This is a genomic window from Rhodococcus sp. NPDC078407 (assembly GCF_044542515.1).
Lineage (GTDB): Bacteria > Actinomycetota > Actinomycetes > Mycobacteriales > Mycobacteriaceae > Rhodococcoides.
Map to the genome: position 1 here is coordinate 1 of NZ_JBITUQ010000017.1, position 16,426 is coordinate 16,426.

14 protein-coding genes are annotated in these 16,426 nt (G+C 64.4%); 8 read left to right on the top strand and 6 right to left on the bottom strand.

Annotation, left to right across the window (positions count from 1 at the left end):
* Positions 1 to 219 (top strand): DUF305 domain-containing protein (locus ACIGGF_RS17145; protein WP_397522445.1); only part of this gene is annotated, 219 nt, incomplete at its 5' end.
* 106 nt (positions 220 to 325) lie between these two features.
* On the opposite strand, the gene ACIGGF_RS17150 is transcribed toward ACIGGF_RS17145, so the two are convergent.
* Positions 326 to 2,491 carry a heavy metal translocating P-type ATPase gene (locus ACIGGF_RS17150; RefSeq protein ID WP_397522446.1) on the bottom strand — a complete coding sequence of 722 codons (2,166 nt, stop codon included), beginning with the start codon at positions 2,489 to 2,491 and terminating at the stop codon, positions 326 to 328.
* Between the two features lie 36 nt (positions 2,492 to 2,527).
* Positions 2,528 to 2,758 (bottom strand): heavy-metal-associated domain-containing protein, encoded by a 231-nt coding sequence (locus tag ACIGGF_RS17155; RefSeq protein WP_003943444.1) that lies wholly within the window; start codon positions 2,756 to 2,758, stop codon positions 2,528 to 2,530.
* A gap of 693 nt (positions 2,759 to 3,451) precedes the next feature.
* On the opposite strand from ACIGGF_RS17155, the gene ACIGGF_RS17160 reads away from it, so the two are divergent.
* Together ACIGGF_RS17160 and ACIGGF_RS17165 are read left to right on the top strand one after the other, a co-directional pair.
* Positions 3,452 to 3,877 carry a BlaI/MecI/CopY family transcriptional regulator gene (locus ACIGGF_RS17160; RefSeq protein ID WP_397522447.1) on the top strand — a complete coding sequence of 142 codons (426 nt, stop codon included), beginning with the start codon at positions 3,452 to 3,454 and terminating at the stop codon, positions 3,875 to 3,877.
* Entirely contained in the window at positions 3,874 to 4,755 is an 882-nt protein-coding gene (locus tag ACIGGF_RS17165) for a M56 family metallopeptidase (RefSeq protein WP_397522448.1), read from the top strand. Before ACIGGF_RS17160 ends, ACIGGF_RS17165 begins: the two co-directional genes overlap by 4 nt.
* Before the next feature lie 28 nt (positions 4,756 to 4,783).
* Here ACIGGF_RS17165 and ACIGGF_RS17170 read toward each other — a convergent pair whose 3' ends face one another.
* The 3 genes from ACIGGF_RS17170 to ACIGGF_RS17180 all read right to left on the bottom strand — a co-directional run bounded on the left by ACIGGF_RS17170 (position 4,784) and on the right by ACIGGF_RS17180 (position 9,969).
* Positions 4,784 to 5,503 (bottom strand): VIT family protein, encoded by a 720-nt coding sequence (locus tag ACIGGF_RS17170; RefSeq protein WP_116057242.1) that lies wholly within the window; start codon positions 5,501 to 5,503, stop codon positions 4,784 to 4,786.
* 66 nt (positions 5,504 to 5,569) lie between these two features.
* On the bottom strand, positions 5,570 to 6,061 hold the full coding sequence (locus tag ACIGGF_RS17175; RefSeq protein WP_116057241.1) for a DUF2231 domain-containing protein: 492 nt from the start codon (positions 6,059 to 6,061) through the stop codon (positions 5,570 to 5,572).
* 71 nt (positions 6,062 to 6,132) lie between these two features.
* Positions 6,133 to 9,969: an amino acid adenylation domain-containing protein gene (locus tag ACIGGF_RS17180; protein ID WP_397522449.1), complete on the bottom strand. Its 3,837-nt coding sequence runs from the start codon at positions 9,967 to 9,969 to the stop codon at positions 6,133 to 6,135.
* A 410-nt stretch (positions 9,970 to 10,379) separates the two neighbouring features.
* Here ACIGGF_RS17180 and ACIGGF_RS17185 point away from each other — a divergent pair, with 410 nt between their 5' ends.
* The 5 genes from ACIGGF_RS17185 to ACIGGF_RS17205 are packed head-to-tail and all read left to right on the top strand — an operon-like array spanning position 10,380 to position 13,603.
* Positions 10,380 to 10,646 carry a hypothetical protein gene (locus tag ACIGGF_RS17185; RefSeq protein WP_030537374.1) on the top strand — a complete coding sequence of 89 codons (267 nt, stop codon included), beginning with the start codon at positions 10,380 to 10,382 and terminating at the stop codon, positions 10,644 to 10,646.
* Positions 10,643 to 11,605: an FAD:protein FMN transferase gene (locus ACIGGF_RS17190; protein ID WP_030537373.1), complete on the top strand. Its 963-nt coding sequence runs from the start codon at positions 10,643 to 10,645 to the stop codon at positions 11,603 to 11,605. The genes ACIGGF_RS17185 and ACIGGF_RS17190 overlap by 4 nt, the downstream gene beginning before the upstream one ends.
* On the top strand, positions 11,605 to 12,162 hold the full coding sequence (locus tag ACIGGF_RS17195; RefSeq protein WP_030537372.1) for a ferric reductase-like transmembrane domain-containing protein: 558 nt from the start codon (positions 11,605 to 11,607) through the stop codon (positions 12,160 to 12,162). Before ACIGGF_RS17190 ends, ACIGGF_RS17195 begins: the two co-directional genes overlap by 1 nt.
* Positions 12,159 to 13,367 (top strand): NADH-ubiquinone oxidoreductase-F iron-sulfur binding region domain-containing protein, encoded by a 1,209-nt coding sequence (locus tag ACIGGF_RS17200; protein ID WP_397522450.1) that lies wholly within the window; start codon positions 12,159 to 12,161, stop codon positions 13,365 to 13,367. The genes ACIGGF_RS17195 and ACIGGF_RS17200 overlap by 4 nt, the downstream gene beginning before the upstream one ends.
* 20 nt (positions 13,368 to 13,387) lie before the next feature.
* Positions 13,388 to 13,603, top strand: a complete 216-nt coding sequence (locus tag ACIGGF_RS17205; RefSeq protein ID WP_350493625.1) for a ferredoxin — start codon at positions 13,388 to 13,390, stop codon at positions 13,601 to 13,603.
* A gap of 177 nt (positions 13,604 to 13,780) precedes the next feature.
* Here the strand turns inward: ACIGGF_RS17205 and ACIGGF_RS17210 are convergent, their stop codons facing one another.
* Positions 13,781 to 16,336, bottom strand: coding sequence for a bifunctional lysylphosphatidylglycerol flippase/synthetase MprF (locus ACIGGF_RS17210; protein ID WP_225320206.1), 2,556 nt, complete (start codon positions 16,334 to 16,336; stop codon positions 13,781 to 13,783).
* Positions 16,337 to 16,426: the final 90 nt, after the last annotated feature.

A 16,426-nucleotide genomic window follows, 5' to 3' on the forward strand; every position in this document is an offset into this window, starting at 1 on the left:
ATGATGACCGCTCAGGACATGGACGCGTTGATGGCAGCGTCGGGACCGGAATTCGACCGCCAGTGGTTGACGATGATGATCGCCCACCACACCGGCGCCATCGAGATGGCCAACACCGAAATCGCAGACGGTTCCAATCCTGACGCCCTGGAGATGGCCCGCACCATCGTCGCCACCCAGCAGCAGGAAATCGACACCATGCAGCGGCTGCTCGGCTGACCCGGCCCGCTATAGACAACGATGGCCGCATCCTCTCCGGCGGAGAAGGTGCGGCCATCAACGTTCCACAATTGTCAGGGCTGCGTTCCCGGTACGAGATCAGCTCTCACAGTGACGGTGTGCGCTGCGACGGAGGGTTGGAACTCCCCTCGTTCACCGCTCCGGTGATGGTGTCGGGCGTGAGGTCGAGTCGACGCAGTAATTGTGCGTTCGCAGCGACGATGATCGTCGACAGCGACATCAGGATCGCGCCGATCGACATCGGCAGCACGAACCCGACCGGCGCGAGCACTCCTGCCGCGAGCGGAACCGAGATGAGGTTGTATCCCGCTGCCCACCAGAGGTTTTGCTTCATCTTTCGGTACGAGGCGCGCGAGAGTTCGATCACCGACAACACCGACCTCGGGTCGTCGCTGGCGAGGATCACTCCGGCCGATGCGATCGCGACGTCGGTACCCGCCCCGATCGCGATACCGACATCGGCCTGCGCAAGAGCCGGTGCGTCGTTGACTCCGTCGCCGACCATCGCCACCGTACGGCCTTCGCTCTGGAGTTCAGCGACGTTGTGCGACTTGTCTTCCGGTTTCACCCCGGCGAAGTAGCGGTCCACACCGAGCTCGGTGGCGACGGACTTCGCGACGGCATCGGCATCACCGGTGATCATCACGACCGCGATTCCGCGCGCGTGCAGCGCGTCTACCGCAGTGCGTGACTCGGACCGGATCTCATCGGCGAGCGCGAGGGCACCGATCACGGCCCCGTCGGCGAGGACGTGCAGGATGATCGCCCCGTCCCCGCGCCACCGGTCGGCGACAGCGAGTTCGGATCCGTGTTCCTGCTCGAGCAGTGCCGGCCCGCCGACCTGGATCCGGACGCCGTCGACGTCGGCTGCGACCCCGACAGCGGGGGACGACTGAAAGCCGGCGGCCACCGGGACCGTCAGGTTCCGCGCGCGTGCGGCCTCGACGATGGCACGAGCCAGGGGATGTTCGGAATCTGCTTCTGCGGCAGCGGCCAGCGCGAGAACGTTGTCGGCGGTGCGCCCGCCGGTCACCTCGACTGCGGTGACGGTGGGTTCACCCTTGGTGAGGGTCCCGGTCTTGTCGAACAGCACGGTGTCCACCGTGCGCATTGTTTCGAGTGCGAGCCGGTCCTTGACCAGAACACCGCCGCGGGCTGCGCGTTCGGTGGCGATGGAGACCACCAGCGGAATCGCCAGTCCGAGTGCGTGCGGGCAGGCGATGACCAGCACGGTGATGGTGCGGATGACGGCGTCGTCGGGCATCCCGACCAGAGTCCACACCGCAGCGGTGATGATCGCGGCACCGAGAGCGAACCAGAACAGCCAGCCAGCGGCGGTGTCCGCGATGCGCTGAGCGCGCGAGGTCGAGTTCTGGGCGTCGGCGACCAAGCGGCCGATGCCGGCGAGGGCGGTGTCCTCCCCTACTGCAGTGACCTGGACGCGCAGACCTGAGTCGGTGGCGACAGTGCCGGCGACGACTTGATCGCCGTCGCTGCGGCGGACGGTGCGTGATTCCCCGGTGATCATCGATTCGTCGATGCTCGCCGATCCGGAGACGATGGTGCCGTCCGCCGGTACTCGGCCGCCGGGGCGCACGACAACGACATCACCGCGCTGCAGCTCGGCCGGGGACACCGGCACCACATCGTCGCCGTCGACGCGTTCGGCGGTGTCCGGGAGCAGCGCCGCCAGTGAGTCCAAGGCGGAGGTGGTCTGCGCGAGGGATCGCATTTCGATCCAGTGCCCGAGCAGCATGATCACGATCAGCAGCGCCAGTTCCCACCAGAAGTCGAGCTGATGATCGAGCAGGCCGAGGCTCGCGCCCATCGACGAGGCGAATGCGACGGTGATCGCGAGGGCGATGAGCAGCATCATTCCCGGTGCACGGGAACGGATTTCGCCGATTGCGCCGGTGAGGAACGGGGAACCGCCCCAGGCGTACATCACGGTGCCCAGTACCGGGGAGACCCAGGCGATCCACGACGCGTCCGGCAGCGAGTATCCGAGAAGCATCGCAAACATGTTCGATGCCACGATCACCGGAACGGCGAGGACCAGCATGATCCAGAACAGGCGACGGAACATGCCGACGTGATCGCCGTGACCGGCATGGCCACCGTGCCCGGTATGGCCCTCGTGTTCCTTCTCGCCGTGTGCGGAGTGGGCTGCGCTGTGTCCGGATGCATCGTGGCCCGGTTGAGTGTCCGCCGTCTCGGCTCCGCCAGCGTCGGACTGTGTGTGGTTGTTCATCGCGGTAGATCCTTCTCTCGAAACAAGGTCGAACGGCTACGCGGTGCGTGAATCCGCGGGTTGCGGTTCGGCTGTGTATCCGGCCTCGTGGACGGCGGCGATGACCCGAACGTGGTCGGGCTCGTCGGTACTGGTCACCGTCAGCGTTCCCGCAGCTGCAGATACTTCGACCGTGTCGACCCCGACGACGGCGCTGACTTCTTCGCGTACCGATGCTTCGCAGTGCCCGCACGTCATGCCGGTGACTCGGTAGTTCGTGGTTATCACGATGCCCCTTCGTTTGCATTCTTGGTAACATACCCCCAGGGGGTATATGACGGGATGGCTTGCACCATACCCCCTCCCCGTATATTTCGACAGGGCGAGCGGCTGCTGTCAGGGGCGAATACAGGTCACCGGAGCGGTGCAGTCGAAGTCGTGTCGACGTTCCCGGCGATTAACGTGTATCCATCGACCTGGCATCGACATCGGTGGCCCGAATCGCTGCACGCCCCGACTTCACACTCGAACGCGCATCGTCGCGGACTTTTGTAGGAATACACAGATTTGGTGACCTGGCGAGCGCGACAAGGAGCCCGGTCGACGCACGCCTGTCGGCGGATCGAAAGACATCCGAATCCCTGTATCGACCACTCATGCAGGGACTTTCTTTGTGCGTACCGAAGTTCGCTGCTGCCACCGTCGGCGCGTTCCCTCGTGCTCGGCTGTAGATCTCGACGGACAGATCCGCGTCCTTCTCGCCGCGCCACCGACCAGGCGGTGAATGACGTGCGGATCCCGTCGAGATGCCGAGAGATGTGTACGACTACGGAGCCGGAGACGCAGCCGTCCGACAAGCACGCAGCTGCGTCATCCCCAGACAGTCGAACCCCAGGACCGGATGCGGGCTCAGCACGACGGCGGTCGGGACGTGCGTCGACTCTGTAGGTACGTACAGCCTGTCCCCAAGGGTCGTTCTCGGTGGCATATCCTGGAACGGCATCCAAGAGTGAGGTCGACGCCGTGCGTAGAGGATCCGGACAGTTGGAGGAGTCGATCCTTCGATTGCTCGGTGAGCATCATCAGTTGGCGGTGTCAGAGGCTCGGGAGTTACTTGGATCCGATCTCGCGCATACGACAGTGATGACGGCGCTGGGGCGATTACACGGCAAGAGGCTCGTCGACCGGGAACGACGCGGACGATCGTACGTCTACACCCTCCGCGCTCCCGTCGACGAGCTACCGGCCTTACGAGCAGCGATGCGGATGCGGACCGAACTCGATACGCGAGCTGAGCGAGCCGACGTTCTCGCCAACTTCGTTGCCTCCCTCGATCCGGAAGACGAGTTCGTCCTCCGGAAGCTGCTCTCGGAAGGTTCCGCGCGGAACACGGACCACCGAACATGATGCTGTTGCTCGTCCTTGCCGCGTTGCCGTGGATCATGTCGATCGCATTGAGAACATACTGTGGCCCGGTCGACGACGATGCATCACCACGGGCAACGGTGACGATCATCCCTGTCCTGGCGGCAGTGACGGCCTTCGCTGTCGCGGCGTCCACGACGTCGCTGGCATCGGTGCTGATCGCCTCACAACCTGCCATTGCAGTTGCCGCCGGCTTCGGGATGATCGGGTGGGTCGTCTACAGGCTCGCACTGGCCGCCGGACACATCGTTCGCGTCGTCGCCAGCTCACGAGATGCTGCGAAGTTCGCAGCCGAGGCCGATGTGCGCGGCGGAACCGTCCTCGTCGAATCGACCGAGCCCGACGCCTTCGCCGTCGCCTCCGGTGGCGGCGCAGTGGTGATCACGACAGCGCTCGTCGCGGCCCTGTCGGATGCCGAACTCACTGCGGTGATCGAGCACGAACGCGCGCACCTTCGCTTCCGGCACACCTTCTTCACGCAGACGGTCGAGCTCGCAGCACAGTTCGACCCGGTGCTTCGCCCCGTCGTCGGCCACGTCCGCCACGCGGCCGAACGCCACGCAGACGAGTGGGCTGCGCGGTACGACCGACATGCAGCCATGTCGGCCGTGGCCAAGACGGTATTGCTCCGCGCCCACCTGGCGCGGCACTCGACTTCGTTGTCGAGCACCGGCGGCGACGTCGTACGCCGTGTCCGCGCTCTGACCGCGCCTGCGCCTGCGCCTGCGCGCCGTTCGGTCGTGGTCGCCGCGCTGGTGTCGATCGCGGCTTTTGCGGCGATCTCACTGGGGTTGCTCGACGTAGCGCAGGACGTGATCGTTCCGGAAGTCGGCGAGAACCCGACCTCTGTCTTTCGTTGAGGAACTCCCCCCCACCGGAAGGCGTACGTCAGATTCCCGCGACGCCGGCCAGCTGCCCGATGCCGTAGGTGATGATCATGGCGATTGCCCCGCCGGTCACTATTCGCGTCACCGCGGGCCGGCGCGGGGCTCCCCCGAGCCATGCGCTGATCGTTCCGGTCGCGGCCAGAGCTACAACGACCACCGCGAACGTCACAGCGATTCGAATCGGCGCCGGAAGCAGCACGATCGCAAGAAGCGGTAGTAGTGCACCAGTGACGAACGCGATCGCCGATGAGAGAGCGGCCTGCCACGGGCTCGTCAACGCGTCCGGATCTATTCCCAGTTCGATATCGACGTGAGCTGAGAACGGGTCCTGGGCGGTCAGTTCCTCTGCAACGATCCGGGCAGTCTTCGGTGACAAGCCTTTGTCCTCGTACATCGCCATGAGCTCTGCGAGTTCCTGCTCGGGTTCTTCGTCCAGTTCTCGGCGTTCTTTGTCGAGTAAGGATCGTTCGGTGTCGCGCTGAGTGCTCACCGAGACGTATTCCCCCAGTGCCATCGACACCGCGCCGGCAACAAGGCCTGCGGTACCGGCAGTGAGCACAGGTGCGCGTTCTGCGGTTGCGGCCGCGACTCCCACCACCAATCCGGCAACGGAGACGATACCGTCGTTGGCCCCCAGAACTCCCGCGCGGAGCCAGTTCAATCGTCCCCCGACATCGCCGTGGGGTTCGGCCTCGTGTCCGCCGGGCACTGGGTCTGTCATATTCGCCTCTTGTTCGGGTCCGTACCGATCACCGTTCTCCGATGGTCACCGGTCAGGCACTCGTCGTCACTTACCAGGATCGACTGGTGCGGGTGCAGAGGACACTGCGTCCTCCCACGCCGCGCGTGCCCCGGATTCTCCGATCCGATACACCTGCACCATCGTGGCCACTCCGACCACGACAGCGAGTACGGCGACAGCGATCGATTGCCACCGGACCGGCCGCGTCCCACGGCGCTCCCGAACGTGCTGCGCCACGAGCATCGCAGCAATAAGCACCATGCCCAGCGCGAAGTAGAGCATCGAGTCGCCGAGTTCGGTGTGCGTCTGCACCGAGGCCCCCTCCGGAACTCGCTTCTCGAGCCATTCCCCCGCGTCGGTGGTCAGCGGCGTCAGGACGAGCGTGAGGACCGCGAGCACCGCGATGAGCCAGACGAGCCTGCGGCGCACCGGAGCCCAGATACTCGCCACGATGGCGAGCAGTGCGGTGAGCGGGGCGAGCACCACGATGAAGTGCACCAGCAGAATATGAGCGGGCAGGCCATTGATCGTCGACACACGGATCTCCTACTGTCCGGGCGTGCACACCACACGGCCACCACCTGATACTACAAGCTTTGTAGTATTATTCAAGCTGCTGTCGACCACGGCGCTCCCGGGCCGGTGATCATCTGTCGAAGAGTTCGCTCGTAGAGTTCCCCCAACGATTGCACCGTGTCTCGGTCGAACAATGCTGTCGGGTAGACGATTCCGACGTCCATCCCGATCATCCGGCCGACGACGTCGCGTCGCTCGACGAGGTGAAAGTGCAGATCACATTTCGCGATGTCCAACGGTCGGGGCGTGATGTCGACATGCGTGGCGCCGAGATCGAAGTGCGAGTCGGTGAACACATCCAACGAGAGCGCAACCTGGAAGAGCGGATGCCGCCCGAGGTGCGGTCCTGGGTCGATATGTGCTGCGACCGTCTCGAACGAGACGCTCGCATGATCCAGTGCGCGTACTTCGCTCGCATGCGCAACGGCGATGACGTCCTCGAACGTCGTCGCTGCGGCGATATCGGATCGGATCGCAAGAGTATTGACGAACGTACCGACGATCGTTTCCAGCCCCGGATCTGTGCGACCGGCAATCGGCGTCCCAATGACGAGATCGCTCGTGCCGCTCGCACGGGCGAGAAGCACCAGGAGACCGGCCCGCAGAACGGTGAACCGGCCGGTTCCATTGGCGCGGGCGACCCGGTCGAGCCCGTCGGTGATGTCGACGGCCAGCTGCAGGTCGATTCTGTCGCCGGTGAAGTCCCACGACGAGGATCTGGGTCGGTCGGTCTCGACAGCAGTACCGAAAGCAAAGCCTTCGAATTCTCGGCTCCAGAAGTCGAGATCCGGCACCCCCGGGCGCTGCGCTGCCCACACGCTGAAGTCGGTGTACTGCAGCGGCATCTCCGCCCAGCCCGGTGCGCGTCCCGATAGACGAGCTCGATAGGCGACAAAAAAATCCTGCGCCAGCAGCCGGAGGGACCAACCGTCTGCTGCGATGTGGTGCACCGAGCACGCAAGAACGTGGATGCCCGGTGCCTTCTCGAACAGTGTCGCCCGAATCGGAAGCTCACCGCGAACATCGAACGGTGCGGCGAGGACCTCGTCGACCGCGCGCGGATCGAACGCAGTGATACCGAGAACGGACTGCATCCGCGCTGGATCGTCGACAACGACTTGCCGCGGACCCCACGGTGAATCCGGGTAGATGGTGCGCAAGCTCCGATGTCTGACGAGCACATCGACGAAGGCTGCTTCGGCCGCGGAGGTGTCGAACGGTCCGGTGATCTCCGCGGCGAACGGAAGGTTGTACAGCGGCAGCTGTGCTGCGCGGTCGATGTGCATTTGCTGCGGTGCCAGTGGGATCACCGCAATGCTCTCCGCTGCGCCCGGCACCGGACGCCCTGGGCGGGGCCGATCGGCTGGATGCGCCTCGATAAATGTCGAGAGTGCCCGTACCGATCCTGCATCCACCAGGTCTCGTATCCCGATGTCGACACCGAGTTCGGTGTTCAGGCGTGCGATCACTCCGGTTGCAGTGAGGGAGTCGCCGCCCAGGGCGAAGAACGATGCATGCATGTCGATGACCGTAAGGCCGAGAACATCCTTGAATGCCCGCGCAACAGCATCTTCTGTACAGCTCCCGGGTTCTGTGTCCACACCGATTGCGACGTCGCGCTTCGGCTCCGGTAGCGCAGTTCGGTCGAGTTTGCGGTTGACGGTCAGCGGTATCGACTCGAGCACCGTGATGGTCGCGGGAACTGCAGATCCCGGAAGTATGTTCGCGAGAAAACCTCGAACCTCCTGCGGATCGAGCGGCTGCGCTCCGTCGCAGACGATGTATCCGTCGATGCGTAGGTCACCACTGTGGGTACGGCGGGTGGTGGATGCAGCCGCCGTGACTCGGGGGTGCGTCCGGAGTGCGGCATCGATTTCACCGAGTTCGATGCGATTGCCACGGATCTTGACTTGGTCGTCGGTCCTTCCGACGAACGCCAGGGAGCCGTCGGATCTCGCTCGTGCCATGTCGCCGCTGCGAAACAGTCGTCGACCGGCTCCGCCGAGCGGGTCTGCCACGAATCTCGATGCGGTGGCGGCGGCCCGGTTGCCGTATCCCCGTGCGATTCCGGTGGTCGCTATGTAGACCTCACCGACCGCCCCGGTCGGAACCGGTCGCAGGGTCCGGTCGAGGAGGTGGATTTCAGTTCCCACCATGGCGGTTCCGATACCGATTGCCTCTCCGGCGACCAGGGCATCGGTCATGGTGACGCTGCATGTGGTTTCGGTGGGGCCATACGCGTTGAGTAACCGACGCCCTGGGGACCATGCGGCGACGACGTCTCGCGGTGCCGATTCGCCTCCGATGATGATCGTCTCGATGTCGGTGAGGTCGGAGTAACCCAGTGTCACCAACGCAGATGGCGTGATCAGCAGATGCGTGAGGTGGCGGCGCGCGAGCAGTTGCGTCAGCTCGGGGCCCGCGTATGCCTGCGGCGGGGCGATGACCAGGGTCGCCCCTGCTGCCGCTGATGCAAGGTGTTCGACGATGGCGGTGTCGAATCCTGGCGAGGTGAGATGGCAGACTCTCGACGAGGCATCGAGACCATAGCTCACCTCGATCTGCTGCACCAATGCTCCGATGCCCTCGTGGGTGACGACGACGCCTTTCGGCTCACCGGTCGAACCCGAGGTGTAGATCACGTACGCCGCATTCGATAGCGAAGCCTTGCGCGTCGCCGGTCGACGCCGGGTTTCGTCGCTGCCGGCGACGCCGATGTCGAGCCAGTCGATTCCGCCGCCCGTCCAGGCGGGTTCTGCACTCGACCTGAGCCCGAGGACAGCGCGGCTGTCCCGCAGGATGTAGTCGGCCCGGCTATCGGGCAGTTTCGGGTCGATCGGCACGTAGACCGCACCCACGCGAGCGACCGCCCAGAACGCGATGACTGACGCGATGGATCGTGATATACACACTGCGATCGCAGCTTCCGGTCCGGCCCCCCGCTCTGTCAACCTCCCCGCCAGGTCGTCGACACGCTCGTTCAGTTCGAGATATGTCAATACTGTGTCTCCGTCGTCGACCGCAGTCCGCTCTCCCGCGTTCCGCACCGCAGCGTCGAATGCGTCGATCAGAGTCATGCTCGAAGTCGCTGCGGCCCCGGTCGATGCGGTGGGTGGTTCGTCCGGCAGGAACAACTCGAGGTCGCAGACGGCGGTATCGGTGACGTTCGGGACAGCGTGCTGGCTCGATGCGGCGACACCGCCTGCGGTCATCGACATCGGTTGCGGTGCAGCACTGCCCGCGAGCGACAACACCCCGGTACGGGAGTGTTCGAGTGCCGATGCGCGCCAGAAGTCACGGTCTCGTCGTGCCCGCGCCGACCCTTGATACTGTCGGTCTTCCTCCACGAACGCCGCCGGTGACGTCGCATCGTGGGGCGCTGGTTCTTCGCCGGCCATCACGGCGGTGTAGATCGCTGCGCCGCGCTCGAGTACTCGGACCGAGGCGTATCCATCCAGCGAGATGTGGTGGGCGCAGGTGTACCACAGGACATGATCGTCGGACAGGCGGAAGAGCCGGAGCCGGACCAAGCAGCCGTCGAGTGGGAACGGGCTTCGGCAGTCCCGCTCCATCCACTGCAGGGCAGCCTCCCGTGGATGCTCGACGCCGCGAAGGTCGACCGTCTGAGCCGCATCACGGACGCTGCCAGCGAAGGTCTGACTGGGACGACCGGCGGCATCGACAATGCGCATCGGAGCCGACGAATACTCGGTGTGGGCCCGCAGGCCACTGCTCAGCAGCGCATCGACATCGACGCTGCCGGTCAATTCGACATAGTAGGCGATCACGAAGGGGATGTCCGGCGACAGCTGCTGGGCATGCCAGATATCGAGCTGTGGTGTCGTCAACGCCAACACGTCGTCGCCCATGTGAACCCTCTCAGAACAGTTCATCAACTACTACATGATCGGTAGTATCCAGATTAGCGTCGTCACCGAGGCCGCGCATCGACGCAGCGAAGAGCGGCCGACCGAGATACCACCAAACCCCCTATAAGAAGCCTTACTCGCGTGTTGCTGAAGGTCCCTTGAGGATGAACGGGATGGGCTAGAACGGCGCTGGGTCGGACCACTCTCAGCGCTCTTTCAGCACCCTGTGGGCACTATGAAGCCAAGTCCATCGACTGGTCGACCTCCGCAGAACACACAAGGTTCGCGATCGATCGTCCAGGAAAGTTCGTACCCGAGTTGCAGCGCACGCACAGCGTCTTCCCAGCAAACTCGCACACTCTGGATCTCGAGGCCCTCGACCACGCGGGCCGATATCGGAAAGGCCTCGCATGACTACACCGGAATCCGGCTTTCGTAGAACGCGTATCGCCACTGCGGCAGTGGCAGGAATCGGGGTCGCCGTCGTGATCGGAACCTCGACACTGGCATTCTTCGATACCCAGAACACCGGTACAGCCAACGCAGCGACTGTCTCGGATACGACCTCGACTAAGCAATCAGCCAACGGAACCAGCACCACCACGAACCCATTCGGCACCTCGCCACGTGTCTCGTCGGGATCCGGAACACCACACAGCACCACCCACGGCTCATGAGTACTGTCGCCGACAATGACTCGGTAGCCGAGTCCCGTTGGCAGATATGGAGCACCGACGCTCATCTCGTCGTGACCGACCCGATGTCGCTCGAGGCTGCGGAATCGATGGTGCGCAGCGAACTCGACGCGGTCGATCGCGCATGCAGCAGGTTCCGGCCCGATTCCGATGTCATGAACCTGGCCGGCTCACATATCCGGCCCGCCCCCGTCGGTGCCGTACTCGCCGACTTCGTGCACGCGTCGCTACAGGCAGCCGAATTCACCGACGGTGCAGTGGACCCGACGCTCGGCTCGGCGATGATCGAGCTGGGCTACGACCGGGACTTCTCACTGCTCGAACCACCATCCGAGGGTTCCTCCACACCCGTGTCGTTCGTACGCCGCGCCGACTGGACGATGGTGACCCTGCACGACGGCGTGCTCACGGTTCCGGAGGGCGTTGTACTGGACCTGGGAGCGACCGCGAAAGCGCTGGCAGCCGACCGCTGCGCGGCACTCGTCGCGTCCGAACTCGGCTGCGGAGTTCTCGTCTCTCTCGGAGGTGACATCTCGACGAGCGGTCCGCAACCGAGCACGGGATGGCATATTCGAGTGTCCGACGGCGACAACCAACCATCGACGACGATCACCATCGGATCGGGCGTCGGAGTTGCCACGTCGAGCACCCTGCGGAGGCGATGGTCGAAAGGCGGAAAGACTGCTCACCACATCCTCGACCCGCAACTCTTAGTTCCTGCCGACCCATACTGGTGCACAGTCACCGTCGTCGCACAGAGCTGCTTTCTGGCAAACACGGCCAGTACCGCCGCCATCGTGAAAGGCCCGTCGGCCGTTCGATGGCTGACAGACAACGGCCTTCCCGCCCGAATGATCGACGCCGACGGCGACACGACACTGACACCCGGATGGCCCCATAACAGTGCCCACATCGGACATCCGATCACCGAGGAGCACTGATGGATCAGGCATTGTGGGCACTCGGACGGGGAACAGGCATCGCGGCGTTGGTGCTACTCACCCTCTCCATGGCATCGGGAATGGTGACGCGATCGGGGAGACCGATCCTGACGCTCCCACGATTCGGCGTCGTGGAACTCCACAAGAACACGTCCCTGTTGGGGTCGCTGCTCATCGCGATCCACGTCGGTTCACTGTTCTTCGATCCCTACGCACAGCTGAACGTCATCGACTCGGTGGTCCCGTTTCTCGGGCAGTACCGGCCGTTCTGGCTCGGCCTCGGCACCCTCGCCGTGGATCTGATCATCGTCGTCGTCGCCACCGCTCTACTGAAGCACCGACTGGGGCACAAAACATTTCGAGTCGTCCACTGGTCGACGTACGCCCTGTGGCCGATTGCCCTCGCCCATGCCCTGGGCAACGGAACCGACGTCGGACACGCATGGTTCCTCTCCATTGCTGCAGTGTGCGCGGCACTGGTGACAGCCGCGACGACGTTCCGACTCCGCCACGACTTCCTCGAATTTCACCACACCCGAGCAGGAGCACAGCGATGACGACCTCGAGCCTCACTCACATTTTGTCCGGTGCCGCGTTCGACCTCGACCGACATGCGCACATGTTCGGGCCGGTGCCTGCGGGCGATGATTCGGTCATCGCGGCTGTCTCACGTTCCGGCCTGGCCGGGCGCGGTGGCGCAGGTTTTTCGGCCGGGGCGAAGATGGCCGCCATCACCGGTCGCCGCCCGGTAATGATCGCGAACGGATCCGAGGGCGAACCGCTGAGCAGCAAAGACGCTGTCCTACTGTCCGATTCACCGCATCTCGTTCTCGACGGCCTCTCGATTGCCGCGGCCGCAGTGCGCGCCACGGATGCATTCCTGGTCGTACCCGCCTCGCATGCCGAACGGTTGCGCAACGCCATCGCCGAACGGCGACACAGTCGTTGGGATCGCACCGATGTCCATGTCGTCGCGTCCGCCGGACGCTTCGTATCCGGGGAGAAAACGGCTCTGATCGCGGCGGTCGAGGGGAAGCCGCCGATTCCGCGATCCTCGCTGACATCGTCATCGAAATCGGGAGTGAAGGGGCGCCCGACTCTCGTGCACAATGTCGAGACTCTCGCGCACGTCGCCACCATTGCGCGATTCGGCGTCGACTGGTTCCGAGCGTCCGGAACTGCCAGCGAACCTGGAACGATGCTCGTGACGTTGTCCGGTGCGGTGCACAACCCCGGCGTTGTCGAGGTACCGATCGGAAGCCGACTCGAGTGGGTTGTCGGCGATATCGGACGAGCAGACATAGACCACACTCGCGCTGTCCTGGTCGGCGGTTATCACGGAACCTGGATCAACCGAGCGGACCTCGCAGGGCGACGCCTCTCGAAAGAATCACTCGCCGCGATAGGCGCAAGTCCGGGAGCGGGAGTGGTACACGCGCTTGCAGTCGACACCTGCGGTCTTCGTGCCACGGCCGACATCGTCGACTACCTTGCACGGGAAAGCGCCGGTCAATGCGGGCCTTGCCTGAACGGGCTCCCCCGGCTGGCATCGGTGTTCGGCGACCTCGCCTACCACCGTCCCGGTGAACAGACGCTGAACGAGATCCACCGATATGCCGGGCTCGTCGACGGGCGCGGTGCATGCCACCATCCCGACGGAACCGTACGGCTCGTCCGGTCGGCCTTGACCGCATTCGCCGACGACGTGCGCCTGCACAGCACCGGCCACTGCGAAGCGAGAGCTCTCTGGGGAAACCGATGAGAACCGACCGAACATCCGACATGCAGCTTCACATCGACTGGACGCGCTGCGACGGCCGGGGCCTGTGCACCGAATTGCTCCCCGAGATCCTCTCCCGCGACGAGTGGGGATATCCGCTTTCAGCGAGCCCTGCGCCTGTTGTGCGATCGAGATCACTGGGTGATGCACGCAAGGCCGTCGAATTGTGCCCACGGATAGCGTTGTCGTTGCACTCACCGGACCGAACGACACCGTAGAGCCGTCTCGACACGAGACTGTCAGAGGAACCGGGGCCACAGGATGACTCGGTCGATTCCGTGAACCGACGCGATCTCTGCGTTCGGTGTGCCTAGCCGAGCATCCTGCGGATGCGGTGTGCCGGATGTCGCGGCCGTTGCCGTGGTGGATGCAGGTGGTGGCGACGGCGACACACCTCAGGATCGCCGAAGCAATGCGGTCACCAGGCGAACACTTTGCCTTGTGGACAGCTCCGGCAGATACGCCTTGGTGATTGCACTGCCGATGCTCGCCAACGCTGCTGGATCGGGGAACGCCATGTACATCGGGCTGTATTCGGGTTGGAATTTGGATTTGAACGCGAGCAGTGATCGAAAGCCGTACACCGGTTCGAGAGTTCGCCCGAGCAGGTCCAGGGATCGATCCATCACCCCTGTGGCCGGTGAATCCGATGATGCAGCAGTCACCGCATGTGCCAGCGGAGCACCGGAAAGGCTGAGGAACTGTGCGCCTTCGTCTTTGACCATCATCGCAGCCGAAGCGATCAAGAACTCGATGGCCGGCCGGAAACCGTCGGCGCGTCGGCGCATGAAGTCCATCGTCCACCCCACCACGATGCCGTCGCGATAGACGGGCATCCAGGAGGTGACAGCGTGCACCGTGCGGTGCTCGTCCACGGCAATGAGGCAGCGGACATCGCGGTCGTCGAGTTCGTTGAGTCCACCGAGGGTGAACCCCATCTCGGGCATGCCTTTGTCGGTCATCCATTCTTCGGAGATGGCCGCGATCTGGTCGGTGATCGCGAAGGGTGCGTCCGGGTAGGAGAGCCATTCGGCGTGCACAGCAGCTTTCCCGGCGCGGTTGAGTGCTGTACGCACGTCCTGAAACTTCTTCCCGGTGAACGCCAGGGTCGACAAGTTCAGGACCGCCTCCTGGGCGACCTGCACACTCGACCACCCGAGCGTGTCGGTGACCGAACGAACCTCGCCCGACACCGAATACAGGCACGGTGTCCAGCCGTTCCCGACGCAGAAGTCCGCGAATCCGAGCAGCGTTGCGCGCAGATCGCCCGGGGGACACACCGGGCTGCCGGTGGTGACAGCGACACGGCCGATCACCCGATATGCGATGAAGCCCGTGCCCGAGTCGTCGAACCAGTACTGGTTCCCCGGCCACGTGGTCATCCACGACAGTGATCCCCCGCCGAAGGACCGCAGGATTTCGCGGGCGCGGACGACATCACCGGAGTCGACTGTGTAGGCGGGTTTGGTGAAGGTTCGGAACATGGCGACGGTCAGCACGAGCCAGAACACCACTCCTGTCCACTCGAAGAGCAGCGTCGCTGGCGTGTTCGTGGGTAGTAGGCGTGGGTCGAGCCACTGCAGGTCCACCGGTGGGATGAGACGGTTGGGAAATTCGGCGATGAGCGCGGTCGGTGTGGCCACCGGGTCGAACCCTGCCCGTGCAAGCCAGCCGGCACCGACGAAGACCACGAACAGGGTTGCCACTGTCACCGCCGCCGCGTACCCGAACCGGCGGTACGTTCCCGACGGCGCGGCAGCATCGAACAATCCACGCGACCACAGCAACAACGCCACAATGACGATCGGAGTCAGTACCGGTATCGCCGATCTCGCGATCTGCGATGTCTCGTCCAGGCCGTAGAACACCGAACCCGGTGTGACACTGTCGATGTAGCGCAGCACCACGTTGAGCACGGCCAACCCGATCAGCACCGCCTGAGCGATTACGGCGGTCCACCAGGCACCGCGCCGACCACGCCGGAGCCCGTCCGCTACCGCCAGGACGAACACCGTCGGCATGATCGCCAACAGTGTGGGGCCGATCCCGGAAAGCCTCAGTGCAGCAAGCCCTTCCCTGCATTCTTGGGGATCCCCTCCTGCCGCGCACAGTGCGCGGATATCGCCCACTGTGGCCTCGGATCCGCCGAAGACATCTTTCAACCCGGCGAACGGGCCGATCGCATTCGGGGAGAGTGCGGCCAGGATCGGACCGATTGCGCTGGCCGCGACCACGAGTGCAATGAGCAGACGACCCTCTCGTTGCGTTCCCACCATCGGTTGACGCCGCGTCGGCCGACCGAGCAGCAGCGGGCCGACGCTCAACCCGATCGCTGCCGCCACGAGCCGGATGACGTCTTGCAGGTGACCACCGAAGAGCACCAGGGTGATCAACAACGTCACCGTCACCACCCGCACCCGCCACCGCCACAACGTGCTCATCGACACCGTCGACGCCATGAGCACCCCGACGATCCACGTGGTCGGACTTACCGCGACACCACTGTGCAACGTCGAGGCCCATCGCAGGCCGATACGCTCGGTGATCGAGGTGAACAGCACCCCGCCGGCCGTTCCACCCAGTTGTGTCAGCACCGCGGCCGCCACCCATCGCGGCGTTCGGAGTCGCTTCTCGAGCGGTGCAGCGACGAGCAGCACCAGAAGCGTCGCAAGCAGATACCCGGTCAGGCTCGGCGACCACAGACCGGCCGAGAGCAGTGTCCACACTCGGCCCTGCCGCAGTGACTCGGTCCCGACACCGACCTGAGCCAACACCGATGGGCTCGGGCCGTGCCCGACACTCGACGTCGCGATCGCCGCCGCCCACATCACGAGGACGAACAGTGCGCTCGCCGGCGCACGAACTATGTTCTCGCGCAGGAACGCTCCTGCCGAGGCTGTGTACCGGGGTAACGCTCGTACGGCGGATCTGGCGGCGGCGGTGAAGTTCACCGCGCGCTCCTTTACCCGGGTGCTGTGTGGTATCGAGTGCTTCACGATCTCAGGTCCTCCTCGTTGCGGACCGCGCACGAGTGGTCCTCG